The sequence below is a fragment of the Paenibacillus vietnamensis genome, assembly GCF_020169515.1.
Taxonomy (GTDB): domain Bacteria; phylum Bacillota; class Bacilli; order Paenibacillales; family Paenibacillaceae; genus Pristimantibacillus; species Pristimantibacillus vietnamensis.
In genome coordinates, this window is sequence record NZ_JAHMHW010000004.1 from 139,834 (window position 1) to 165,049 (window position 25,216).

Annotated in this window: 22 protein-coding genes; 8 read left to right on the forward strand and 14 right to left on the reverse strand. The window is 53.1% G+C overall.

Translation table 11 applies throughout. The features are described 5' to 3' along the window. Nucleotides 1-99: 99 nt before the first annotated feature. Nucleotides 100-1,158 carry a permease gene (locus tag KP806_RS11040; protein ID WP_224723652.1) on the forward strand — a complete coding sequence of 353 codons (1,059 nt, stop codon included), beginning with the start codon at nucleotides 100-102 and terminating at the stop codon, nucleotides 1,156-1,158. Further along, nucleotides 1,155-2,015, forward strand: coding sequence for a TIGR03943 family putative permease subunit (locus KP806_RS11045; RefSeq protein WP_224723653.1), 861 nt, complete (start codon nucleotides 1,155-1,157; stop codon nucleotides 2,013-2,015). Before KP806_RS11040 ends, KP806_RS11045 begins: the two co-directional genes overlap by 4 nt. Nucleotides 2,016-2,058: 43 nt before the next feature. On the opposite strand, the gene KP806_RS11050 is transcribed toward KP806_RS11045, so the two are convergent. Then, nucleotides 2,059-2,463, reverse strand: a complete 405-nt coding sequence (locus KP806_RS11050) for an O-methyltransferase (protein WP_224723654.1) — start codon at nucleotides 2,461-2,463, stop codon at nucleotides 2,059-2,061. A gap of 414 nt (nucleotides 2,464-2,877) precedes the next feature. On the opposite strand from KP806_RS11050, the gene KP806_RS11055 reads away from it, so the two are divergent. Then, the gene (locus KP806_RS11055) at nucleotides 2,878-4,143 is read left to right on the forward strand and encodes a methyl-accepting chemotaxis protein (RefSeq protein WP_224723655.1); all 1,266 of its coding nucleotides are present in this window, start codon (nucleotides 2,878-2,880) and stop codon (nucleotides 4,141-4,143) included. A gap of 93 nt (nucleotides 4,144-4,236) precedes the next feature. Here KP806_RS11055 and KP806_RS11060 read toward each other — a convergent pair whose 3' ends face one another. Beyond that, a complete protein-coding gene (locus tag KP806_RS11060; RefSeq protein WP_224723656.1) occupies nucleotides 4,237-5,052 on the reverse strand; it encodes a hypothetical protein in 816 nt (271 codons plus the stop codon). 168 nt (nucleotides 5,053-5,220) lie between these two features. Here KP806_RS11060 and KP806_RS11065 point away from each other — a divergent pair, with 168 nt between their 5' ends. Then, on the forward strand, nucleotides 5,221-6,048 hold the full coding sequence (locus tag KP806_RS11065; RefSeq protein ID WP_224723657.1) for a polysaccharide deacetylase family protein: 828 nt from the start codon (nucleotides 5,221-5,223) through the stop codon (nucleotides 6,046-6,048). Nucleotides 6,049-6,116: 68 nt separating this feature from the next. Here KP806_RS11065 and KP806_RS11070 read toward each other — a convergent pair whose 3' ends face one another. From KP806_RS11070 to yicI, 7 genes are all read right to left on the reverse strand, one after another. Further along, nucleotides 6,117-6,755 carry a 3D domain-containing protein gene (locus tag KP806_RS11070; RefSeq protein WP_224723658.1) on the reverse strand — a complete coding sequence of 213 codons (639 nt, stop codon included), beginning with the start codon at nucleotides 6,753-6,755 and terminating at the stop codon, nucleotides 6,117-6,119. Between the two features lie 164 nt (nucleotides 6,756-6,919). Further along, nucleotides 6,920-7,729, reverse strand: a complete 810-nt coding sequence (locus tag KP806_RS11075; protein WP_397376389.1) for a CAP domain-containing protein — start codon at nucleotides 7,727-7,729, stop codon at nucleotides 6,920-6,922. 323 nt (nucleotides 7,730-8,052) lie between these two features. Then, a complete protein-coding gene (locus tag KP806_RS11080; RefSeq protein WP_224723660.1) occupies nucleotides 8,053-8,307 on the reverse strand; it encodes a DUF1700 domain-containing protein in 255 nt (84 codons plus the stop codon). Next, nucleotides 8,304-8,624, reverse strand: a complete 321-nt coding sequence (locus KP806_RS11085) for a PadR family transcriptional regulator (protein ID WP_224723661.1) — start codon at nucleotides 8,622-8,624, stop codon at nucleotides 8,304-8,306. Before KP806_RS11085 ends, KP806_RS11080 begins: the two co-directional genes overlap by 4 nt. Nucleotides 8,625-8,837: 213 nt before the next feature. Beyond that, nucleotides 8,838-9,857: a Gfo/Idh/MocA family protein gene (locus KP806_RS11090; protein WP_224723662.1), complete on the reverse strand. Its 1,020-nt coding sequence runs from the start codon at nucleotides 9,855-9,857 to the stop codon at nucleotides 8,838-8,840. 56 nt (nucleotides 9,858-9,913) lie between these two features. After that, nucleotides 9,914-10,681: a sugar phosphate isomerase/epimerase family protein gene (locus KP806_RS11095; protein WP_224723664.1), complete on the reverse strand. Its 768-nt coding sequence runs from the start codon at nucleotides 10,679-10,681 to the stop codon at nucleotides 9,914-9,916. 219 nt (nucleotides 10,682-10,900) lie between these two features. Beyond that, on the reverse strand, nucleotides 10,901-13,222 hold the full coding sequence (gene yicI / locus KP806_RS11100) for an alpha-xylosidase (RefSeq protein ID WP_224723665.1): 2,322 nt from the start codon (nucleotides 13,220-13,222) through the stop codon (nucleotides 10,901-10,903). A gap of 172 nt (nucleotides 13,223-13,394) precedes the next feature. Between yicI and KP806_RS11105 the strand changes: the two genes are divergently transcribed. The 3 genes from KP806_RS11105 to KP806_RS11115 all read left to right on the forward strand — a co-directional run bounded on the left by KP806_RS11105 (nucleotide 13,395) and on the right by KP806_RS11115 (nucleotide 15,689). Continuing rightward, complete coding sequence (locus tag KP806_RS11105) at nucleotides 13,395-14,306, forward strand: AraC family transcriptional regulator (protein ID WP_224723666.1); 912 nt, start codon at nucleotides 13,395-13,397, stop codon at nucleotides 14,304-14,306. Between the two features lie 110 nt (nucleotides 14,307-14,416). Continuing rightward, nucleotides 14,417-14,644 carry a 3-dehydroquinate dehydratase gene (locus tag KP806_RS11110; protein ID WP_224723667.1) on the forward strand — a complete coding sequence of 76 codons (228 nt, stop codon included), beginning with the start codon at nucleotides 14,417-14,419 and terminating at the stop codon, nucleotides 14,642-14,644. Between the two features lie 145 nt (nucleotides 14,645-14,789). Further along, entirely contained in the window at nucleotides 14,790-15,689 is a 900-nt protein-coding gene (locus KP806_RS11115) for an ArsR/SmtB family transcription factor (RefSeq protein ID WP_224723668.1), read from the forward strand. Between the two features lie 306 nt (nucleotides 15,690-15,995). Here KP806_RS11115 and KP806_RS11120 read toward each other — a convergent pair whose 3' ends face one another. Then, the gene (locus tag KP806_RS11120) at nucleotides 15,996-16,229 is read right to left on the reverse strand and encodes a hypothetical protein (protein WP_224723669.1); all 234 of its coding nucleotides are present in this window, start codon (nucleotides 16,227-16,229) and stop codon (nucleotides 15,996-15,998) included. Nucleotides 16,230-16,266: 37 nt separating this feature from the next. Then, on the reverse strand, nucleotides 16,267-17,508 hold the full coding sequence (locus KP806_RS11125; RefSeq protein ID WP_224723670.1) for an MFS transporter: 1,242 nt from the start codon (nucleotides 17,506-17,508) through the stop codon (nucleotides 16,267-16,269). Nucleotides 17,509-17,855: 347 nt separating this feature from the next. Between KP806_RS11125 and KP806_RS11130 the strand changes: the two genes are divergently transcribed. Continuing rightward, complete coding sequence (locus tag KP806_RS11130) at nucleotides 17,856-18,746, forward strand: ROK family protein (RefSeq protein WP_224723671.1); 891 nt, start codon at nucleotides 17,856-17,858, stop codon at nucleotides 18,744-18,746. A 65-nt stretch (nucleotides 18,747-18,811) separates the two neighbouring features. Here KP806_RS11130 and KP806_RS11135 read toward each other — a convergent pair whose 3' ends face one another. From KP806_RS11135 to KP806_RS11145, 3 genes are read right to left on the reverse strand one after another with little or no spacing between them, the layout of a single operon-like run. Continuing rightward, nucleotides 18,812-19,801: a D-2-hydroxyacid dehydrogenase gene (locus KP806_RS11135; protein ID WP_224723672.1), complete on the reverse strand. Its 990-nt coding sequence runs from the start codon at nucleotides 19,799-19,801 to the stop codon at nucleotides 18,812-18,814. Then, nucleotides 19,801-22,539 (reverse strand): beta-N-acetylhexosaminidase family protein, encoded by a 2,739-nt coding sequence (locus KP806_RS11140; protein ID WP_224723673.1) that lies wholly within the window; start codon nucleotides 22,537-22,539, stop codon nucleotides 19,801-19,803. The genes KP806_RS11135 and KP806_RS11140 overlap by 1 nt, the downstream gene beginning before the upstream one ends. Beyond that, nucleotides 22,536-25,211, reverse strand: a complete 2,676-nt coding sequence (locus KP806_RS11145; RefSeq protein ID WP_224723674.1) for a glycoside hydrolase family 78 protein — start codon at nucleotides 25,209-25,211, stop codon at nucleotides 22,536-22,538. The genes KP806_RS11140 and KP806_RS11145 overlap by 4 nt, the downstream gene beginning before the upstream one ends. Between the last annotated feature and the right edge of the window lie 5 nt (nucleotides 25,212-25,216).

The window sequence follows — 25,216 nt, forward strand, 5'->3', positions numbered from 1 at the left end:
ATAAAGTGTCCTATTGTCGGCGGGACGAGCATAAGATATACTGATAAACATAGTTATTCGTAATCATTACATTTAATTGTGGAAGAAGGGATTTCCGTCATGCTCAGATTCGTGTTCCGTTACGGAACGCCGTCGCTTGCGGCCGGCTGCCTTATTATGATTTATTTGATTATCGCGAACCGCGATTTGCCCCTTCACGTCTTTAACGAAGCGAATCTGCAGTCCTTTAAAATATTGTTCATCAGCATCCTGCTGGAAGCTTTCCCGTTTATCCTGCTCGGCGTCTTGTTCTCCGCGCTGCTGCAGGTATTCGTAACCGACGAGCTGATCCGGAAATTTACGCCCAAGCATCCTGTGGCCGGCGTGCTGTTCGGCGCCCTGCTCGGCATTTTGTTCCCGCTCTGCGAATGCGGCATGATTCCTGTCGTCCGCCGCTTAATCCGTAAAGGGATGCCCGCCTATATCGGAATCGTCTATTTGCTGGCCGGACCGATCGTCAATCCGGTTGTTTATACCTCGACATTTATGGCTTTCCGCACAACCCCCGAGATGGCTTACTCGCGGATGGGACTGGCCTTCGCCGTCTCTGTCGTTGTCGGTTTCCTTTTGTACCGGTTCATGCGCGGCAACCCGTTAAAAGCTTCGCCATCGCGCGGCGGCGCTGACAGCCATCACCATCATGACCACCATCACAATCACCACCACCATCATAACGGCCGCGAACATGATCACAGCCTCCGCGGCAAAGGGATCCGCAGCCGGTTCGCTTCGGTGCTGTCCCACTCGTCCGATGAATTTTTCGAAATGGGCAAATATTTTATCTTTGGCGCCCTTCTGACAGCCCTTATTCAAACCGCGGTCGAACGCAGTACTTTGGAAGCATATGCCGGCCAGCCAATATTCGCCTATTTGTTCATGATGGCGTTCGCTTTCCTCTTATCCATATGCTCCACCTCGGATGCCTTTATTGCGTCCTCTTTCAGCGGAATGTTCGATTACGGGCCGCTGCTCGCCTTTCTTGTGTTCGGCCCGATGATTGATTTAAAAAATACATTGATGCTCCTCAGCACCTTCCGGGCTAAAATCGTGCTGGCGGTTATCGCCTTGACGGCGGTGCTTACCTTTGCCGGAGCATGGTTGACGGAGGTATTGCTATGATCCACCATTTAATACGAGCCGCCATTCTTACCGGATTCGCCATGTATATCGTATATGTGGACCGGACGGGCGAAATGTCGCTTTATATCGCTCCCCGCATGGAGCTTTACGTCAAGCTGTCTGCGCTCGGTTTGTACGCGGCAGCCATCTACCAAATTTATGCTGCTCTGCAAAAGCGATTGGGAAGCAACGAGCCGGCATGCGGCTGCGAACATGAGCCTTCCCCTTCCGTGTTCAAAAATTCTCTCATATACGGCTTATTCCTTTTTCCGCTGATGCTGGGCTTCCTGGTTCCGACAGGAACGCTGGGCAGCGAGCTGGCGGCCAAGAAAGGCGTGAGCTTGTCCGGTATCGAGGCGCTGGAGCGGGTCACGCCGGACGGCGGGCCGGAGAACGGAGAAGGAAAAAGCGCCGACCCCCTTTTCCCATACGATGAATATACCGAAGCGCATGCGGCATACGGCAAGGTGCTGTATAAACAATCGTTAATTACCGTTCCGGAGAAGCAGTACATCGAGACGCTGACGACTCTGGATCTGTACCGCGAGGCGTTTGCCGGCAAAGAGGTTGAAATTTCGGGATTCGTATACCGCGAAGAAGAAATGGGCGATAACCGGTTTGCGGTCAGCCGGTTTGCCATGAACTGCTGCTCGGCAGACGCTCTTCCATACGGGCTGATGATCGAGTGGCCGAGGGCGACGGATTACGCACAGGACGAATGGGTATCGGTAAAAGGCAAATTGACGACAACATCCTACATGGAGAACGAAATAATCGTTCTGAAGGCTGAGAAGCTTGAGCGGATCGAGGCGCCTGCATCGCCTTATGTGTATCCTGATCTTGATTTCGGGCTGTAAGAGGAAAGAGAGGTCCGGCACTTCGCCGGACCTCTCTTTCCTCTCAGGGCAGCTCCCTTTTGCTTTGATGCTTCGGATAATAACGGGTATTCCAGCTCGCCATATTGTAATTCGATTCGTACAGGATGCTGGCAGACCAGGAATTGGCGCTTGAACGTACGGAGAAATCGTACATAATCTCGCCATGCGTCCAATCTCTTCTGTATTTCAGCGCGTCGATTGCCATTTGGCGGAATGCCTGTACCTGAGAGGACGTTAAGCCTTGTCCCCCCTGCTCGAATTTGCCGTTCCGGCTTTCGATCGGATGATGCCTCATGCCGAACTTTCCTACCGCATTATTGCGGACATGAATCAATACGGTACCGGCAGTTGCATTGGTCAGCTCTCCTTCGAGCTGGCGAAATACAAAATCAACCTGACGTGCGAGTGATACAGAATCCATTTCCATACAGAATATCCTCCTTCAAAGCTCTATTGGTTATAATTCCTATTAGGTCTCAACGCATATTATATAGTTCTTTACGCTCATTTACAACATATTTTTTATATTTTTTTACATTTTTCAATCTTATTCGACAAAAAGAAAAAGCAAATACATGTAATTTCATAAAAAATAGAACTGTCATCTTCGTTCACGACAGAACTTTAACGAAATTTTTATGAAATAAATAAAATTATTAATGTATTCAGATTACTGATAATGGTATCATTTTCTAGTTATTGTTTCACCGAAAAGCATTTTAGTATTTTCCGAAACTCCGCATGCGGTCCAATTGATCCATTTTAATGAATCGACAATTATAGACCAATTTCGCACCCGGTGCTATAATATGGATATTCTATTAAAAGGAGCGCTTACATAATGATCCAATGGTACTATTCGCTATCCGTGCGCAATAAGCTAATGATCACTTTTTACTTGAATTTATTGGTGCTTTCTCTCATTATGCTGCTCATCCTGGCCGTATCGGGCGGCTCGGTGCTTGCAGGCATCGTTGCAGCCATCGTGTTAGCGATCGTGACGCTCCCGCTCGTATCCTTTATTGAGAAATCGATTAACAGTTCATTCGATGAAATCAAGGGAACCGCCCTCCGCATTGCAAAAGGGGATTTCACGCAAAGAATCGATACGGGCTCCTCTTCTGCGCTTGGCGAGCTTGGCCATTCCTTTAACAGCATGATCGATAAGCTGCGTGAAATTTTAACGGAAACGACGAATATCATCCGCCACGTATCCGATACAAGCCACAGCATTTTTGACAAAAATCACAATATTCAAATCGCAATGGAGCAGGTTGCCGCCTCCGCTAACGAGCTCGCAACGGGCGCAAACGAAATTTCGGAGGATGTCGCCGAGATGAGCGAATCGATCACCGAAATCGAAGAAAAGGTGTCCGATTACGCGAATTCTACGAAAGAAATGAACGTGCGCTCGGAGCAAACGATCCAGCTTGTAGACAAAGGAATGAAGGCGCTTGACGTACAGGCCGACGGGATGCGGCGCAACGTTGAGGCAACGGCAAAAGTATCGGCCACCATCGAGGATCTTGCGCGCAAGGCGCAGGGCATCAGCGCCATTACGACGACGATTTCCGATATCGCCGAGCAGACAAACCTCTTGTCGCTGAATGCTTCCATCGAAGCCGCACGCGCCGGAGAGCACGGACGGGGCTTCGCGGTCGTCGCTCAAGAGGTTCGGAAGCTGGCCGAGGAATCGACGGCTTCCACAAAGCAGGTGTTTAATTTGGTGAAGAGCATCGACGAAGGCATCAAACATACGATTAACAATATGAAAATAAACGAAGAAGTCGTGAAGCTGCAGACCGAGCATATCAAGGAATCCGAGATCGTCTTTAATGAGATCGTGCAAAGCGTTCAGTTTATTACCGATAAAATATTCGTTTTCTCGCAGGAAAGCGATGCGATGCTGGAAAGCGCCCGCAAAATTTCCGGAGCGATTCAGAACATATCCGCAATTACGCAGCAGTCCGCCGCAGGCACAGAGCAGGTTTCCGCCTCGATGAACGAGCAAATTGCCTCGGTGCAGGCCGTCGTGGAGGAAACGGAACGGATGCGCAATATGGCAGCCCAGCTGCTTCGAACGATTAACGTTTTCAAAATGAAATAGCTAAGAAATGCAGAAGCATTAACAATAGCAAAAAACCTGAAGACATCGCCGATTACGGAGTCCTTCAGGTTTTTTTGTTACACCATTTTCGCGTTATCCCTGTTTCGCCGCTCGGCATTCGGCGCGCCTATCTTCCCGCTCGCTTTCCTTGATCCTCGGACAGGTAAAGCAGTAATAGCCGTCCTCGACCAAATAGTACAAGCAGCAGGCGTATTTCATACGGACCTGCTTATTTGGGTCGTCCATCGATTCCGTCATCCGAAATTTGACATCAAGCGGGTTTTTCGTTCTGCCGAACCGCTCTCCGTCCAGTGACTTGATCAAGCCGTAAATCCGCTCGGCTCTTTGCTTCGCGACAATGCTCGCATCCGATTTCATGAGGAGCTCATGCCCGTATTCGAGAGAGGTAGGCAGCTGGCTCCACAGCATTCCCGCTTTCAGCGTACCGACTGCTGCTATCGACTCCAGCACGGGCCGGACCGTATATTCATAAAAGCCGCCCATCTTTTCCTGCGCCCATTGTTCATAGTGCCGCTGATCCTCCGGCCCGTCCTCCAGCTCCGAGTGGCGGATCAGAAATTCGCAGCGGTAGTATTCCTTATTGTTGTAGCTGGCTTTAAAGAGCTGGATGGTCAAGTTGTCCAGGGATAAATTTACGGCCTGCTTGCCAACCGACAGCATATAGATCAAGGCAAGCATCGGACCTCTGAACCATCCGGTCATATATACCTCGCCGACCGACTGATCCTTCCCCTTCACCATCGGCGTATACAGCTCCAGCAGCCGCTTCATCTTTTCGGCATCGAGCAAATCCGCGGCAGGGCAGCTGAATACAGCTTGCTCCCGCTTTATGGTCGTAAGATCAAACCTTTCTGCAATTACATCCAATATAGTTCCAGTAGAGCTCATATTCGGTCCCGATCCTCTCATCCGTCCCATAATTTCCTATCCGTCATCATTTATTATACCTCTATCGAAAATGATTATCAATGAGAAAGGGGCTGCGAATAAAAAAAACGGCTTCGGTTAAACTAGCGGCACATCGCATTTATTTTACCTTACAAGGAAGGATCGGCAATGATCGGAACGTCTCGCAAACTCCTCAAGCTTACAGCAATAGCGGCCTGCATAGCCGGCCTTCTCATACATCAGCCCCTCCCCGCGGTATACGCGGAAGGTTATTCCGTTCCAAAGGAGCATAAGACGAAGCGCAAATTGCCAAAAGCAAAAGCTTCGGACATGTCATGGGTCAATCTTCACAACCGGTTTCCCGACGCTTTCCTGTTGCACGGTCCGCGGAAGGCGAAACGGATTGCTCTTACGTTCGACGATGCGCCCGATGCCAGATTTACGCCTGCCATTCTTGACATCCTGGCACAGTACGGCGTGTGCGCGACTTTTTTCGTCGTTGGCGTCCGCGCCGAGGATAATCCCGACCTTGTTCGGAGAATACACCGGGAAGGCCACATTATCGGAAATCATTCCTACAACCATGCCGTCATGTCCAAGCTTACGCTAGCGCAATACCGTAACCAAATCCTGCGCACGGACGGCATATTGAAAGGGATCGTCGGCTATTCGCCTCATTATGTACGCCCTCCATACGGGGAAGTGCTGCCCCAGCAGGTAAAATGGAGCGGAGCTGCCGGGTATACAATTGTCAATTGGGATGTCGATTCGAACGATTGGAGGAATAATCCGAGCAGCCGGATCGTGCTGAACCATATCCGGGAAACGCTGCAACCGGGATCGATCGTGCTTCAGCATGCAGGCGGCGGCATCGGGCAGGATCTTAGCGGAACGATCGATGCGCTGCCGCCGCTCATCGAGCTTCTGCGCGTCCAAGGGTACGAGCTGGTCACCCTGCCGGAGCTTCTCGGCCAGCCTGCGTCCCGAAGGCAATAAAGCGGAAAAAAGGCATTCCGTCCGCGTTAGGGAGAAATGCCTTTTCTTTGTTTGTTTATGCGTCCGGCTTATTTCAACACGTAAACCTTCACGTCCTGAATGCCGAATTTGAGTGCTTGCCGCTTCGAGTCCGGTACGAAAATATCGATGCGGTTCCCTTTGATCGAACCTCCGATATCCGTTGCGGTGGCGACCATGCCGCCCTTCGGCAAGCCGTTATAATCGTAGCCTTCAACATACAGCTTCGTTCCGAGCGGTATCATCTTCGGATCGACGGCTACCGTACCGACCTGCAGCTTGTTGCCGAAGTAGTCGAGACCTGCCCATCCGCCGTTTTCCGAAGCGGCTCCCGTATAAGCCGTAGCCTTTACGAGAAGAGCTTTTGAGTAGGCATACTGTTTACCGTTAAAAGCGGTTACCGTTTTGGCTGTCTGCTGAGCGGATGTCTTAGCAGCGGCGGCATTGTTCGATGCTGCCGCTGCGGCAGGAATCGTCATTTTCAAGCCCGCGTAGACATTAAGCGGATCGATGGCCGGATTCGCCTCAAGCAGCTTGTCCAAAGGAACGTTATACTGCCTGGAAAGCTTCCAGAATGTATCATTGTCATTCGTTGTATGTGTTTTTGAAGCTGCCTCAGCGGCTGTCCCGGCTGCCATCATCATGGATATGCCGATTAAGGCTGCTGCGAACGTACGTTTTTTAAGCATTAGTAAGTAGCCTCCTGGTCGCTTCCGCAATTTCCCAACTGCGAATGCGCTAATTACAAATCATAATTTGAATACAATCCATTTATACGATCTTATATTTTAAAACACGTTAAGGGCGCCAGGCGCCCTTAACGTTTGAAGCCTTGTCCAATTGAAAGAAGCCATTAGCCGATAAACATTTGTACCCATTCACCGTTTACGTATCCGACGCCGATTTCCTTAAAGTTGCCGTTCAGGATGTTAGCGCGGTGTCCCGGGCTGTTCATCCAAGCGTTCATAACCTCTTGCGGTGTTCTTTGACCGGATGCGATGTTCTCGCCGGCATAAGAATAACTTACGCCGAAGGAGCGCATCATATCGAATGGCGAACCGTAAGTCGGCGAAGTGTGGCTGAAGTAGTTGTTAACATCCATGTCTTTTGCTTTTTCAGTAGCTACCTTCGTCAGAAGCGTATCGACCGTAAGCGCTGACAAACCGGCTTTTGCACGCTCTTGGTTAACAAGATCAACGACTTGGGATTGGAAAGAGCTCATGTTGGCCGTTCCGCTGTCAGTGTTGCCTGTACCTGTGCTAGGAGCTGTCGGTTTTGTTGTCGAGCCTGTGCCTGTGCTTGGCGTTGTCGGCTTTGTTACTGTGCCTGTATCCGTGCTTGGCGTTGTCGGCTTTGTTACTGTGCCGGTACCTGTGCTAGGAGCTGCCGGTTGAGTCGGCAGAGTTGGTTGAACCGGCTGAGTTACTGTGCCGTTGCCCGGAAGAAACGGGCAGTTAAAGCTGCCGCCGCCAAAGTTGATGTTGCCAAGATCGATGCCAAATTTATTTGCAATATCTTTAATGGAATCTTGGTTAAGGAAATAAGTTTGCACCGTAGAGTTTGTATTCACAGCCGGTGCTGCGCCAACAGTTGGAGCCGTTACCCCTGCGCCGATTACCGTTGCTGCGATTAAGCTGGCGACACCTACACGAATGGGTTGCATCTTCAATGAAATCATCCTCCTGGATTATAGTTGTATTCAAAACGACTTAGGGACGATAGCTTGTTCGTTCGTCGCTGCCGTTTTGTTTGTGTGTCATCTTCCCGACGCCACTTATCTTATCACGTGATTTTTGGCGTTTCATGACACAAAAACTGGCAATCTCCCGAAAATCGTCCTCAAATCTGCGCGGCTACTGCTTTATGAGAATATGCTCATCGACGTTTCAATCCGATTTTCACGAAAAAAAGAAGGCTTTTCCCGCAAATCAGCCGATTTTGCGCCGGAAATAGCCTTCTTTTCTCCTTATTCTTATTTTTGAGTTCTTATTTTTGACCGAGCTTCAGACCTCCGAAATTCCGGTTCGCCTCCGCCTGGTTCACACGGTAGCTCAGCATCAGCTCGCTTGCGATCATTCGGGGGTCGCCCAGCTCGTTTGCAGCCTCCTCCTCGGTTTGGCCGTTTAAAGCCGCTTGCTCAAAATGCAAGTAATAATCGTACAGCCACTCCTTCCGCTTATGCTCGGGGATGGTTCCAAGCAGCCGTTCAAGCTCCATCATATAGCTGTCTCTTGTTCTCATGGTCTTAGTCCTTCCTCAATAATCTCGTTAACCGCCTGAGTGAAATCCTGCCATTCCGCGATCAGAATCCGCATATGCCGCCAGCCCTCCGGCGTTAACCGGTAATACTTGCGCGGAGGCCCTTCGGTCGATTCTTTCAAATAAGTGGAAAAATACCCGTCCTGCGTCAGCCTGTTGAGCAATGGATAGACGCTGCCTACCGCCACCTCGAACTTCTCCGAAATTTTCACCGCCAGCTCGTACCCGTATCGGTCTCCTCTTGTAGCGAGAACGAGAACGCAAATTTCAAGCACGCCCTTTTTGAATTGAATGTTCATCTGCAGCCTCCGTAATCGAAATGTTGCTTCATCTCCCGTAACGCTGCATATCCTTCATTGCCAGCTATTAAGCAATAATGAATAGCCAGCCGCGTTCGATCTATTGTGCGTATAATTTATCACACGCTATTCTTCATTACAAGATAGTGTTCAAAAAAGAATACCTCCGCCCGATCGGCGCTCAGCCTTCGGTCGGAGGTATTGCCCTTTTTATTAGTTCACGCTGACGAACTTGCCTGTTTCTTGCGATTCGAAAGCGCAAAGAATGACTTTGAGCGATGCGCGGCCTTCTTCACCCGTAACTTCAGGAGTCGTGTTTGTCACGATGCTCTTAATGAACGAATCGATAACGCCGCTTGTTTCTTGCTTTTCGTTGGTGGAAATCGCACCGACCTTATGTTTCTCAATCGTGCCGTTACGCAGCTCGACGATAACTTGATCGTCCGGATGCGTACCGATCTTCATAACGCCGTTTTCACACCAAAGAATCGTGCTGTTGTCTTCGCCTTTGTAATAGGTCCAGCTTGCAACGAGAGTGCCGATCGCGCCGCTCTTCATGCGAAGCAGGCAGGACGCGTTATCGTCCACATCGGTTTCCTTATCAAGCGTCCCGACAAAGCCTGCCACCTCGGACACTTCATCGTCCAGCATCCAGCGGATCAAGTCCGATTTGTGAACGCCAAGGTCGCCCATTGCGCCCATAATGGCTTCCTTCTTGCGGAAGAACCAGCTTTCAGCGCCGTCAACGCTCCAGCCGTCCGGGCCCGGATGACCGAAGGAAGTGCGGAACGTCAGCACTTTGCCTAGCACTCCGGATTTCAATACTTGTTTCGCTTTTACGTGCGGAGGCATGAAGCGCTGGTTGTGTCCAACCATCAGATGAACGTTATTTTTCTTTGCGGCCTCGATCATCGCTTCCGCTTCCTCGTCCGTCACCGCCATCGGCTTCTCAACGAGCACGTGTGCGCCTGCGTTGGCCGCCGCGATCGACATCGAAGCGTGCAGGGCGTTAGGTGTACAAATGCTGACCGCGTCAGGCTTTACTTCCGCCAGCATCTCCTCGAAATCGGCGTACGCTTTGCCGCCGTGCTTCTCGGCGTAGAGCTCCGCGCGTTCGATCACCGGATCTACGAATGCAACAAGCTCGACGTTTTTATTGCCTGCATATTCAGGAATATGGCGATGTTTCGAGATGGAACCGCAACCTACGACTGCTACACGAATTTTGGACATATTTGTTCCCTGCCTTTTTTTAAAGTTAAATGACTGGCTGTGAAATCTCCAATTTACTATTTTAAATAGTTGTTTTTCATCCATTGCATGCTTTCGGCAACGGCTTCAAGCGGCGGATTCGCGCAAACGTCCTGCTCGACGATCAGCCATTCGACGGACGCCTTCGAAGCGGCCTCGATAATCGGAAGAAGCGGCAGGTCGCCGCGGCCGAGCTCGACCGTATCGATTTGCTGGCCCTTCTCGCCCGCGCGGAAATCCTTCAGATGAAGCAGCGGTAAGCGGCCGGCATATTTCGCAATATAAGCAACCGGGTCTTTGCCCGAATATTGAACCCAGCCGATATCCATCTCCACCTGCAGGAATTGCGGATCGATGCGTTCGTACATCGCTTCAAATACGATTTGACCGTCGATTTCCACTTCGAATTCGAAGTCGTGATTATGGTAGGCGAAGGTAATGCCGGCTTCTCGGAAACGCTTCCCGTATTCCTCGAATTTTACCAGATGGCTTTTCCAGGCTTCCGCATCGCGGGCATCGGCCGGCAGCCAAGGGCAAATGGCATATTTCGCGCCAATCGTTTGCAAGTATGCGATTTCTTCGTCCAGACGTTCCTCGAGGAGCTGAAGACCGATGTGGCTGCCGATTGCCTTAAGGTTAAGCTCTTGCAGCAGGTCGCGCAATTGTTCCGCTTTCATACCTCCGTAGCCTGCAAATTCTACGCCTTCGTAGCCCATTGCCGCAACCTTGCGGAGCGTGCCTTCGAAATCCGCCGCCAAAGCGTCGCGCAGAGTATACAGCTGCAAGCCAACCGCCATTTTTGTCATGTACGTCGCACTCCCTTATATATGTTCTGATTGTGTATTTGATTTTGCTTTCCGACTCTCATTATATCGGCAGTTATAAATGAAAAATAGGTGTCTTATTAGCCTTTTCTTATGCTATTTTGGTGTATCCGTTTTTAATTTGTAAATGGAAAGCAGCAAGCAGCCCTGCCGCAGCCGGATAACCGGCTTAGACAGGACTGCTTGTTTTGAAAGGTGAAATTATGCCAATCGGAGCGTAAACTCCACTTGCTTCTCGCCCGTGCCCGCACGCACGATGCCGTTCGTAACTTCGACGCCGCCCTCGGCGGATGCAATTTCGCCCAAGCCTTTGACCGCAAACGTAAACGGCTTGCCGCTTCCGTCAACCTTAACGCTGATCGCGCTGCCGCTGCGGGTAGCGGAAACGGTCATTTCCAGCGCGCCTTTTACGTCGCGAACCTGTGTCTGAGCCGTGCGTCCATCCTCCAGGTTATGCAGCTCCAGCGCAACGCCGTCCGCATAATCGTAATCCGGACGAACATCGTTTGCTCCAAGAGCAATAATCGAATTCGGACGAACGAACAGCGGCAGACTGAAGAAGTCGTACTGCTCCTTGCGCCATGCTCCGCCCTCGACAACCTCGCCGGTCAGCAGATGAGTCCATTTGCCGGCAGGCAAATAATAGGTTACTTTGCCGTGCTCGTTGAAGATCGGAGCGACCAGGAGCGAGTCCCCCAGCATATATTGGCGGTCCAGCAGCTCGCAGGTCGGATCCTCCGGAAATTCGAGCACCATGGCGCGCATGGACGGCAGACCAAGCTCCGTCGCTTGTACGGCTGTGTTGAACAGGTACGGCATAATGCGGCATTTCAGCTTCGTGAAGAAGCGCGTAACGTCAACTGCCTCCGTATCGTATGCCCAAGGCACCCGGTACGATTTGCTGCCGTGGAGACGGCTGTGGCTGGAGAGCAGGCCGAATGCCAGCCAGCGTTTAAAGACGTGAACGGGAGCGGTATTCTCGAAGCCGCCGATATCGTGGCTCCAGAAGCCGAAGCCCGAGATGCCGAGCGACAGGCCGCCGCGCAGACTTTCCGCCATCGACTCGTAATCCGCATAGCAGTCTCCGCCCCAGTGAACCGGGAACTTCTGGCCGCCTGCCGTCGCGGAGCGCGCGAACAACGCCGCTTCGTTTTTGCCCAGCTTCTCTTCGAGCACCTCAAATACAACTTTATTGTAAAGCTGAGTATAATAATTGTGCATTTTCATCGGATCGGAGCCGTCAAAATAAGCGACGTCCGTCGGAATCCGCTCGCCGAAATCGGTTTTGAAGCTGTCGACGCCCATGTCCACGAGGTCGCGCAGGTAGCCGGCAAACCATTCGCATGCGGCCGGATTCGTGAAATCGACGAGCGCCATGCCCGGCTGCCACAAATCCCACTGCCATACGTCGCCGTTCGGCTTTTTAACGAGATAGCCGTTTTGCTTGCCTTCCTCGAACAAACGGGAGCGCTGTGCGATATAAGGGTTAATCCACACGCAAATTTTAAGCCCTTTTTCCTTCAGCCGAGTAAGCATGCCAACCGGATCCGGGAACACGCGCTCGTCCCATTTGAAGTCGGTCCAATGGAATTCGCGCATCCAGAAGCAGTCGAAATGGAATACATGCAGCGGCAAATTACGCTCCGCCATGCCGTCAACAAAGGAATTAACCGTCGCTTCGTCGTAATTCGTCGTGAAAGAAGTTGTCAGCCACAGGCCGAACGTCCATGCCGGAGGAAGCGCCGGCTTGCCGGTCAGGCTGGTGTATTTGCCAAGCACGTCCTTCATAGCCGGCCCGTCGATAACGAAATACTCCAAAGATTCGCCTGCAACGCTGAATTGAACCTTCTTCACCTTCTCCGAAGCGATTTCGAACGAGACAAGCTCCGGATGATTTACAAATACGCCATAACCTTTGTTAGTGATATAGAACGGAATGTTTTTGTACGCCTGCTCGGAGCTGGTGCCGCCGTCCTTGTTCCACAAATCAACGACCTGCCCGTTTCTTACAAACGGAGTAAAACGCTCGCCGAGGCCGTAAACCCACTCGCCAACGCCAACGTCCAATTCCTCGCGCATAAACGTGTTTCCGTTGTTCTCTTTAATGTAAGCCATCGATTTTTGCGTGCTGCCGGTAATCCGTTCGTCGCCGCGGTAGAAATCGACCGCCCACTCCGGACCTTTGCGGATGCGCACGCTCAAGGAGCCGCTGGTCAGCACCGCTTCATTCTCATTCTCTTCGATTACGACGTGATCGCCCGTCTGCGAGGACAGCTCGAAAGCCGGTCCGCGATCGACTACGCCCGCGTGGTGAACGAGCTTAACGCCGATAATGCCCGGAAGCGGGGAATGGAAATGGACCGTAAGAAGCATCGTATCCAGCATATTCGAACGGGTCAGTATCGGGCGCGGAGCCGCGTAGGCCGTAAGCCTGCCGTCCCTTTCTTCAAAATCGTGGGCTTGTACCGCTCCCAGAACGGTGTATTCTTCTCGAATGAGCCAGTTGCCATCTGTAAATTTCATAGATTGAACCAACTTTCTGATTGATTTTGTTTGCATTGCGTTATAATTGCATTATACTGATATTGAAGCATCCTATTCTAACAAAATCATGCTCATCTATAGCACTATTTTGATAAAACACGACACAAAACGACCCGATCTTACGAATGCTTTACAGGGAGGCGCACGCAGCATGGATCAGACAACCCGCCACGCCTTAAAAGAAGACCGCCTTCACGGCGACAACATGTTTCCTCTCGCCGCGTATTGGATGGAGCCGGGAGCGCCCGGCGAGCCGGTGCTGGACTGCCACTGGCATGCGGAAGCCGAATTTTTTATCGTGCTTGAAGGCGAGGCGCTTTTCCAGATCGATACGGACTACTTTCCCGTACGCGCAGGCGAAGCCGTTTTTATCGACGGCGGAGATATTCATGCGGGACATGCCATCGGCCGCTCCACATGCACCTATTGCGCGATCGTGTTCGACACGCATCTGCTGGCCAGCGCCAGCTACGACGCCGTTCAGGAGCGCTACGTTGCTCCGCTGCAGGACAAGAAGCGGACCTTTCCGAGGCACATCAAGCCGGAAACACAGTGGGAGCGCAAACTGCTGGAGCATATCCGGGGCATCATGGACTCATGCGAGAAGCAGAAGCCGGGCTTCGAAGCCGCTGTTAAAGGACATTTTTACTTTATGCTGCACGAATTGTCCGAGGAAGGATGCTTCTGCAACCGGAGCGAGACGAATTCCGCGGATACGACGAAGATTGACCGTTTGAAAACGGCCATTTTGTACATGCAGCAGCACTATCACCGACCGATCCGCATTTCGGAAATCGCCGACCAGATCCCGATGAGCGAGGGCCAATTTTGCCGCTTTTTCAAGACAATGACAAGACAAACGCCGATCGAGTATTTGAACGCTTACCGGATCAGGCAAGCCGCCGAGCTCCTGCTCCAGCCCGACCGCAAAATATCGGCCGTGGCGCTGGATGTCGGCTTCGATCACATCAGCTACTTCGTTAAAGTATTTCGCAAAATGATGAAATGTACACCTTCGCAATTCCGAAAAAAACAGACGGAAACTGCCGAGCACCGCACATAGCTTGACAAAGGTTACAATTTTGTAACTAAAATCTCATGATTTTTTAAGAATCATTTAATATTTGTCGGTTACACTGATAAAAATTCCATAACGGGATGGAGGACTTTGCCATGAAAACATTAATGAACTTCCAAAATAAAACGATACCTGTATACTTAACCGATACGAATAAGCAAGCGATCGAGAAGCTTTCCGCGGTGCTCAACCGCAAGCTGACGACCGGCAAAAACGCGCTAAAAACATGTATCAAATCGTTAATCAGCGTCGAAATTATCGGAAGCGAAGCAACGCTGCATTCATTCTTCGAACGCGACACGCTGACGATTTCCATTTATTAATCGTAAAGCCTGCCCGCTGTCATTCCATTGACACGGGCAGGCTTTTTTTATGCTCCGAAAGCGGACCATTTCTGAACTTCCAAATTGTGAAATTAACTTCCGGATTATATAATATAGCAAAAGAACAGGAAGAGGCGCTTATTGCATGAACATAGAGGTTAATCGGCAAAACCTGAAGTTTCTGGAATGTTTTGCCTCGGAAACCCGCATCCATATCATTGAACTGCTGAATGAGCGTCCGATGAACATAAAAGATCTTGCTGAAGCGCTGGGCATTTCGTCGGCCATTGTGACCAAGCATATCCAAAAGCTGGAGGAAGTCTCCATCATTACGACGGAAAGCGTGCCAAGCACGAGAGGACGGCAAAAGCTCTGCTATTTGACGCTGGAAACGGCATCACTCCAGTTCCGGGCCAAACGAAAAGCAGACCATAACGGCTATAATGTCTCGATTCCGATCGGCCAATATTCGGCCTATGAAGTAAAGCCGACCTGCGGTCTTTGCTCGGATTCGAAAATTATCGGAATCGTTGACGATCCCCGTTATTTTTCCGATCCGGAGCATGTCAAGGCAAAACATTTGTGGTTCGGCAGCGGCTACATCGAATACAGGATTCCAAATTATCTCGTCGGGAAGCAGACGGTAAGCAGCATCTCCCTTTCACTGGAAATGTGCTCGGAAGCTCCCCATTATAATGAAAACTGGCCGTCCGATCTTTATTTTTACTTGAATGACGTCTGTCTCGGCATGTGGACCTGTCCCGGCGACTTCGGTGCCGCGAGAGGCGTCTATACGCCCGATTGGTGGGATCTGGGCACCCAGCACGGCCTGCTTAAACAAATCACGGTCGACTCGGAAGGCTCATTCATCGACGGCATCCGCATGTCGGACAAAACGGTAAAGGAGCTCGCGTTCCGCTACGGCGAGGATATCCGCTTCCGCATAAGCGCTCCCGAATCGGCGGAAAACAGCGGCGGGCTCAGCCTGTTCGGCAGGCAGTTCGGCAACTACGATCAGGATATTCAAGTAAGTATTGCTTATTAATAAACGTCACCCTTCACGTTCAACGGCCATTGGCTCATGAATAAATGGATTTCTTGCCCTTATTTTTATATGTAGCCTGATTTTTTGAGATAAATGGATTGATTGCAGTTAATTTTGGGAAAACAGCTCATTTCGCCAATTTTACTGAATTTATAATCGTCAAATACAGTTATTTTCGACATATGAGGGAATTCGTACGAATTAAATACAGTAAATACAGCTATTCAATTCATACTCCATCGGGATACTAATATGCCGAAGCGCCTAAACGGGGGGATAATTCCCCTGGACTGCTCATTGATTGAATTACAAAACGAAACGGCCCCAGGCATTAGCCCGGGGCCGATTAACACTATGAAGCTCCTGAATCCGGCTAAGCTTCCTGCGGAGCCTGCTGCTGCCCGGGCGGTCTTTCTCCTCCCCCGCCGAAGCCGCCCGTCCGGACGGTGATGCTTTCGGCCTCCTAGTATCATCCTTCAGCATAACGGATACGATGTCGTCCGCTTCTAAGTCGGAAAGCGTCAATTCCTTTTCGACCATTTGCCCGTTTCTTCGTTAGACTTCGCTGCCCGCGGCCCTATCCCAAAGGCCTGCGCTTCCAATTGCCTGAAGCGAACAGAAGCGTGCCGATCCAGCCGCATACCGATGCCAGAATAAGCAGCGTCGACAAGGACACGCTGTCCGAGAGCGAGGAGCTGAGAATCGGACCGAGCGATCCGCGGAAGCCGAACAGCATCAGATGCAGCCCGAACACCATCGCCTCGCGTCCCGGCGCCAGCCGGAATACGAAGGCAAGAATGCCGATATCCCATATCGCCTCGCCGATGCCCTGGACCGCATTGCCCGTCACGACGGCGGCATAGCTGCCCCAAACGCCGTACAGCATCGGCACGATAGCGTATGCGGCTATGCCGAACAACAGCGTGTATTTGATATTGAAGCGGTCGATCATCCAGCCCGCGATCAGGAATGTCAGCAGCAGCGCCGTAAAATAAGCGACGCGCGCATACCCGATTTGCACATTCGACAGCTCCAGCACGTCGACCTGAATGATTTGGTACAGCGGATTAGCCAGCATGTTGCCAAAGCCCGAAAAAGTGGTCGCCGCCAAAAAAACGGCCAGCGTCCGATTTTCTTTAATCAGCTTCCACTGCTCCTGGAGCGGGAAACCTGATATTTTTTTGGCCGATATCATCTTCGCCTTCTCCGCCTGTGCCGGAATCTTGAGCGTGTTGAACAGGGCGATGGACAGAAAGCCGGCAATCGATGCGGCAATCAGCGGTCCGGACGGGCCGAACGCATCCGACCAACTGCCGACGATATATGCGAGCGGAATCATCAGAATTCCCATGGCGACCCTTACATAACCCATCAGCCGCCCCCGCAGGTCGGACGGATAAATTCGCGACACCAGCGCTGCGTACGCGGGAGCTTGAATGCCCATTAACAGCTGGAAAAGGACCACCGCAGCCACATATACGGACGGATAGGGAAAAAATGCCGGAAATAGAAGCAGCAGCCGTCCGATCGCGTTCGGAATGATCATAAAAGGACGGGGGTTGTCCGCCTTCTCGATCCACGAAGCCCAGACAGGAGATAAGATTAATCCGATCGCGGGCGCGGCGGATAAAAGCCCTACCTGCAAATTGCTTGCGCCCTGCTGGATCGCAAAGGCCATGTAAAACTGGTTGATCACGACATTAAACAGGCTGAACAAACAGGATGCTCCCAGGTCGATTTGGACGTTCCTCCACACGTTTGCGGTCATCGGCATGCCGAGCTTGACGATTCTCGTGCTCTGTTGGTCATTTGGCTCCATTTGGATCGATACCTTCTTCTTTTAAATAGATAGGAAAACAGGGAGAGGATCCCTCGCGGCGCAAGGGATCCTCTTCGTCTAGCGTCTCTTTCGATTGGATATTACTATAACCCCGGTTATTTGTACAGAAGAACTTATGGACAAGCGTAAACGGCTGACGCCGCCCTTTGGCGGCAAAAGCTCGTTTCGCGCTGAAATATAAGTCTAGTACAAAGTGAAATTTGTACTTTCTTATATTTCAAAAGATAGGCTTCTTTCCCCCCTTCTTTCTAATACAGCGCGAGTATGATAGACTTTTTGTCGGACAGATAGAGAAACATTTTTTTCAGTTAAATGGAGGTTGCTGCGTGAGTATTGCAATTGGAATTGACATTGGAGGAACAAAGGTCGCGTACGGATTCGTGGACGAACAGGGAACCGTGCTCGCCAAAGGCTCCCTGAAAACGGATTTGTCGGTATCGCCGTCCGAGATGACGGCCAGGATTGCGGATGCTGTGAAGGAGCTTGCCGGGCAGCACGGGCTTGCGGTTGAAAGCATGAAAGGAGTCGGCGTAGGAGCGCCCGGTCCGCTTGATACGCGGGGCGGCAAGCTCACCTGCCCTCCCAATCTGCGGAGCTGGTGGGGTTTCCCGGTCGTGGAGGCGTTAAAATCGCATCTTGAGCTGCCGGTCAAAATGGAAAACGACGCGACGGCCGCTGCACTTGCGGAGAAATGGCTCGGTGCGGCGCAGGATACCGATCACTTCATCTTTATTACGATCAGCACCGGAATAGGCGCCGGCATCTATTTGCACGGCAAGCTGATTACCGGCTCGACGGGAAATGCCGGCGATGCGGGCTTTATGATCGTCGATAAGGAAGGCACGCCATGGGAGCTTGTCGCTTCGGGCACCGCCATCACGCGCCAAGCAACGGAGCTGCTCGGCCGCGAGGTGTCCTCGAAGGAAGCGTTCGAGCTGGCCGCACAGGGCGACCCGCAAATGTCCGAGCTGATCGGGCAGGTATTCCGCTGCATCGGCATGGGCTGCGTATCGCTCATCAATTTGCTCGACCCGACCAAGATCGTGATCGGCGGAGGCGTCTCCCAGGTAGGCGAGCCGCTGTTTACCGCCGTACAGCAATATGTATCCAAGCATGCGCTGAACCCTTCGGGCCGGGAGACCGCCATCGTTCCCGCCCGGCTGCAGCAGGATGCGGGCCTGATCGGCGCCGCGGCGCTGATCCAGCAGCCCTACTGAGTCAAGCACGGATTTTCAAAAAAACACAGCAGCCCGCCGATGAAGGACGGGCTGCTGTGTTTTTTTCAATATTGCTTTCTGAAATCGACAACGTTAACGGACGCTGTCTTTCCTACGAGATAATCCTGCAAATTGCTCATAAAAATGTCCATCACGCGTTCCTCGTAATTAATCGTCAGGCCGGAAATGTGCGGAGTGACGATCACATTCTCCATCTCCCACAGCGGACTTGCAGCCGGCAGCGGCTCCTGCTCGAACACATCGAGGCCCGCGCCGGCAATGTCCCCATTCCGCAGGGCGTCTGCCAGCGCGTCGGTGTCCGTCGTTCCGCCCCGGCCGATATTAATGAAATAAGCCGAAGGCTTCATCGCGCGAAACTGCGCCTGTCCGAACAGGTGCCGGGTCTCATTCGTCAGCGGAAGCGTTACGATCACATAATCGCTTTGCCCGAGCACCTCCATGAGACGGCCGATATCGTACATGCGGTCCACATAAGGAGACTCCCCTCCCGATCTTCTGACGCCCAGCACGTTCATGCCGAACGCTTTGGCGAGTCTGGCCGTCTCCTCTCCAATCGCGCCAAGGCCGATAACGGCTGCCGTTTTGCCGTGAATTTCCCGAAGCGAGCCGGGGCTTTTCCATTTGCCGTTCGCTTGATTTCGCAACGTGACATGCAATCTCCGGGCAAAAGCCAGCATCATCGCAAGCACCGATTCCGAAACTGGAAACGCATGGACGCCGCTTGCATTGGTTAATAAAATTTCTTTGCGAGCGAACGTCTCCAGCGGCATTTGATCGACGCCGGCTCCCCAGCACTGCACCCAGCGGAGCGGAGTTTCCTCCCTTGTAACCAGCTCGAGGGCCTGCTCATTCCAGCCCGCAATAATCTCGGCATAAGGCAGCTGCGCTTTCAACGTCTCCTTGTCGGCGTTGCAGACGAGCTCCCATTCCGGAGCGGCCTCGCGGATCCGCCGGATACTGTCGTCCGACAGCTTGTGAAGACAGACGATCTTTCTCGCCATCGGCCGTACCGCTTGTTCCCGAGCCGCTTCCATCAGTGCGACAACGCCCCTTTCTTGTTCTCGCCTTCATATAACCAATCGAGCGAGCGGGAGCTTTCGCTGAACGGCGATACGTCCCGCTCCTTCAGCTCCTGATCGGCTCCGATGACGCCAAGCACCGCAAAGGCTCCTTTGCCCAGGTTCAGCAAGTGACTTCCCGCCTCGTACAGAAACGCGTGAACGTTAACGCTCGGGTAAAAGGAAGTCTTGATCCCTTTTCGCAAAACAGGAGACAAACCGCCCCGTTCATCCGCATGCGTATTCTCGTCCAAGGTCGGCACCTGAAGCCACTGCCCGTCGGAGGAATTGAAGTAGCCGACCAGCAGACGGACCGGCGTATCCGCCTCGAACTCGACGATCACTCCGTTTTTCGCCGCTTCCTCGCGGCTGAACCGGATGCCGGTCAGGCCCTCGAGCTCCTCCGCACAGCTTTGCACGTATACTTCGCCGTCACTGAACAGCAAGCTGTCCTTCGATACCTTATACGTCTCCATACCAGGGGACGTCAGCCGGAAGCCGGCTTCACGGTAAGGCTCGATCTTCTCTTCCCCGCTAACCTGCGCAGGCAGCTTTCCGGCCGACAGGTCGCTTACTCTGGCCCTAAAGCTTGCGAGCTCCTCTTCGTATACCGGGAGGCAGTCCGTCCAATGCTTGAATTTCCGGCCGTCCGGCACCGGAATTTTACGATGCGGCGTCAGCATGCTGTTCGCGTACAGATAGGTTTGTTCTGTCAGCTCCGTCAGCTTCGAGTACCATTCCACGCTTACCTGCAGATAAGTCGCAGCTTCCTCCAATAGATCCGTATGTTCCAGGTAGCTGCCGTTCACCGTATGTTTGTAGGTGAGCACCTGGATGGCGGCTCTTACCTTGGCGCCGTAGAAGCGCACCATGTACAGAATGGCTTCCACATCGCTAGTTATCCGGTCGAACTCTTCCCGGTTGCAGGTCACATGCGGGCTTGCGCTCCGGATGGCCGTCCATGCCCGCTCCGCGAACAGCTCGGCCGATTCGACGACGTCGATCGGCGTTTCCCCGATATGGGGCTCGCCCGCCAGCTCTCTCTGAACGTACAGCTCCAGCCGCTCGCCCTGCGGAGCATGATCCTCCCACAGCGCTCTGTAAGGAGAATAGCGGTCCGGATTGGTCAACTGGCTCATCTTCATGCCGAGCGAGAGCGTCTGCCGGTTGCCCTCCGTAATGCCGAAGCGGCGCAGCAGCCGCGGCGCGCATTCGCCGAAAGCGTCGTACGCATCAAGCAAAGCGGCGCCGGCTTCCTTCGTGCCGAAACGCTCGGCCAGCTCCCCGATCCAATAGTGGCGTTCCGTCTCCGGGTCGCGGTCGGGATTCCAGGCATAACGCGCCCATGCGGCATACCAGAGCCAATCCCGCTCCGCCTGCTTCAGCCTTGGCTTCGTCTTGTCCCCGCTGTAAGGCCAATCCCAGAAAAACAGCGGGTAAAGGTGCAGACCGTTCGCCTTTTGCCGGTGCTTCGCCGCCTGCATGCTCTTCTGAATGAAGGCGGGCGAGCCGTAGCGGAAAGGCTCCAGATTCGCAAGCACGTGAACGTTGACGATATGAACCGACTGCATCCCGCTCAAATTGTTATGGGTTTGCTTCCAACCGCCTCTCGGCGTCCAGGTCGTAAGCGACTCTCCGTTGTATTTGGCTTCGGTAAACAAGTTCGGATAAAGCGGGACCGACTTCTCGATAATCGGTTCGGCCTTAACCGCGTGAGCGCGGAGGATGATCGGCGGCTGTTCCTTCACGTTCAAATCCCGGAGGCCTTCGTTCACGCCCGCCAAAATCGTATCCGTAAACCACTCCGCGCCGTAAATGCTGCCCTGCAGCGCCTCGCCGAGGCACATCATAAGTCCGACGCTCGGGTAGGACCTTACGAATTCCGCGACCGCCTTGCGCGTGTAATCGGCGGTGATCGGAAGCGGCTTCGGCTGATGCAGCTCAAGGCCGTGCTTTTCCGCGAACGGCAGCGGGATATGAATATTGTAAAAATTCAGAACGACCCAGATGCCCCGTTTGTCCGCTTCCTCCGTCAGCCAGCCGAACGTCTCCACGTTAAGCCGGTATTCTTCTTCCGTAACTTCCAGCGCTTCCGGGTAATCCGGCAGCTTCACCAAAGAGGAGAACGGATGCCCCGACCAAATGTACACGACATTGCTTCGCTGCTCGCAAAGCATATCCAGATACTGCAGCCACATCGCCTTGTCGTAAAACCAAGGGAAGCGGTCCGGCGTAATCGGGTACTCGTACGTGCGGCGCGGCGGCTCGATTTCCGTCTTTTGCAGGCCGAGCACCGGACCGCGAAGCACGAATTCCGGCGTTTCGCCATGCGCAAGCAAATCCGGCACCCGCCCTTCGCGGCGAACGCGACCCGCCAGCTCCTGGGCTCCGTACAAGGCGCCGCTATCGTTTCCGCCTGAAACGACGATCAGGTTGCCCGGCAGCGAAGCGATATAGAACCCTTCCTTGCCCGGCTGCTGCGAATGATAGATGAGTACCTCTTGATGCTCCAGCGACCGGATAAACTCCGACTCCTCCCGGTTGCCGATGTAAATTTTCAGCTCAGACCGTCCCCGGTAAGTCAGGGAGCTCCACGACCCCTCCGACAGCTCCGTCACGCAACCGCATGCCTCCAAAGCTTCCGTAAGAAGCTTCAGTCCGTGGAGTATCCGGGGCGATGCGTTTTCCTGAATACCTAAACATATTTTTTTCATGGTTGTACCTCCGCTTCCTTCTTCCTGTCTGCCAGCGAGTCTCCAAAGGCTTCGAATGTGCTTGTAAACCGGTATGTACCCGAACCGATCCGATAAACGGAGCTCCCCAGTTCCTCTCCATCCAACGTTACATCCGCTCCCGGCACGTGCACCGTCGCGCTTGCGTTTGCGGGCACCTCGACTTCAAGCTCCAGACGATTGTCTTCTTTCAGCTTCCATTCAACTGAGATCGTCCCGTAAAGCGATTCGTATCCGGCCTTCACATGCTTAAGACGCCCTCCGGGTCTTGGCCGGATGATCGAATGGCGGAAGCCGGGCTCCGACGGATCGGCCTCGATGCCTGCCATATAGCGGAACATCCATTCTCCTACCGAACCTAGCGAATAATGGTTAAAAGAGTTCATAGAAGGCGTCTGGAACCCCTTCTCCTCCGTCCAACCGTCCCATCTTTCCCAAATTGTCGTAGCGCCGTGCTTGATCGAATACATCCAGGACGGGAAAGCTTCCTGCGTAAGCAGCTCATAAGCGGTGTCCAGCTCGCCGCTGTCCGTCAAAGCCGGAAGAAGATAACCTACGCCAAGAAAGCCGGTCGACAGGCGATTGCCGCGCTCCCGGATATTTTCCGCCAGGCGGCGCGTCGCCTTGGGCTTTAATCCCTCCGTCAGCAGGCCGAACTGCAGCGCCAGCACGTACACCGTCTGCGTATCGCCGCGGATGAACCCGTCAGCCGAGACGAATTTGGAACGGAATGCCTCCGCGATCTGCCCGAATAACCGTTCATAGCGGCTGTGGTCTTCTGTCCTGCCTAATACGCCGGCAATAGCCGCCATCAGCTTCGTGCTGTAGGCAAAATATGCGGTCGCCAGCACTTCGTTCGGCGTATCGGCGCCGATCGACAGCCAATCGCCGTAGTTGGCATAATCGGGCCGGATCAGATTGCTGGTGTTCGCCTTCAAGTAGTTCACCCAGCGCGCCATGGCCTCGTAATTTTCCTCGAGAATGCGCGTGTCGCCGTACATCAAATAAAGTGTCCACGGAATAATGACCCCGGCGTCTCCCCAGCCCGCGTTATCCGGCGCGAACCAGTTCAGCCGCGTATTCCACATTTTATGGCGGATCCATCCGGCGTCGGGCGCAACGTCCGTGAAGGCTCCTGACGGCTGCTGCGCATCAACGATATCCCTCATATATTTGGTGAAAAATCTCGATACATCCATGTTGTAGGAAGCCGTCCGGGCGAAAATTTGCGCGTCTCCCGTCCAGCCCAGCCGCTCGTCGCGCTGCGGGCAGTCCGTCGGGACGGACAGAAAATTGCCGCGCTGACCCCATACGATATTGGAATACAGCTTGTTGACCATCGGATCGGACGTTTCCAGACTTCCCGCTGCAGGCGTATCGGAATGGATCACCTTTCCGCTAATCGTCGTCAGCTCCGGCTCCCCCGGGAAACCGATCAGCTCGACGTAACGAAAGCCGTGGAACGTAAAATGAGGCTCGTACCGTTCCTCGCCGCCGCCCTTAAGCACGTAATGATCCTGCTGCACCGCCACCCGCAAATTGTCCAGATACAGCGTGCCGTCCGGATTCAGCATCTCGGCATGGCTAAGCGTAATCTTCGTTCCAGGCTCGCCTTTGACGGTTACTTCGGTCCAGCCGACCATGTTTTGTCCCATATCGTAGATGTATGTCCCGGCTTCGGTTTTTCTGACGCTAACCGGACTAACCGTTTCGGTAATGCGGATTGGCGGCTCCTCCGCTGCAACGAGCAAACCGTTATAGCCGGGTCTTACGTCCGGCGGCTCCCAGCCGGAAGCGTCGTAGCCCGGCTGGTCCCAGCCTGTCAGCTCCAGACGCGCATCATATGTTTCGCCCTTGATCATGTCGGAGTAACGGATCGGCCCTTCGGCTATCGTCCACGATCCGTCCGTAACAACGAGCTCCTTGCTGCCGTCCTCGTATTCAATGCTTGCCTGCAGGAGGAAAAACGGACGTTCTCCGTAAACGCGCTTGCCGAGAAATCCGACCGTCCCCGCATACCAGCCGTCACCGAGAATAACGCCGAATACGTTCTCGCCCTGCTTCATCTTGCCGGTAATATCGTAAGCGTGCACTTGGACCCGCTTGTCATAATCCGTCCAGCCCGGAGCAAACAGATGGCCGACCGCTTCCCCGTTCACACTCAGCTTGAACAACCCAAGGGCGGTGGCGTAAACGACTGCGCGGCGAACCTTCTTGCCCGCGGCAAACGATTTGCGCATATAAGGAGATGGCTGCATAGCGTCTCCCGGAATAGGCTTTCTGCCGATCCATTTCGCCTTCCACTCGTCGCGCGTTAAAATCCCCATCGTCCAATAAGCGGTCTCACTCCACGGCGAAGCTTGATTCCGGTTATCCCAGACGCGAACCTTCCAGAAATATTCGCCTTCCGATCGAAGCTCCCGCCCCGCGTAAACGATTTGAATCGATTCGCCGGAAGCCGTTTTACCGCTGTCCCACATATCCGCATCGCCCTGCTCCAGCTTCTCGCGGGATGAAGCGACGATAATTTGGTAGGCCGTTTGCCGTACGTCCCGCTCATCCGACTCGAGCTTCCAGAACAAGCGGGGGCGCATCGAATCGATGCCGACCGGGTTGACGGCGTATTCCGTTTTGCATGCAGCTGCTCGCAGCATATTCG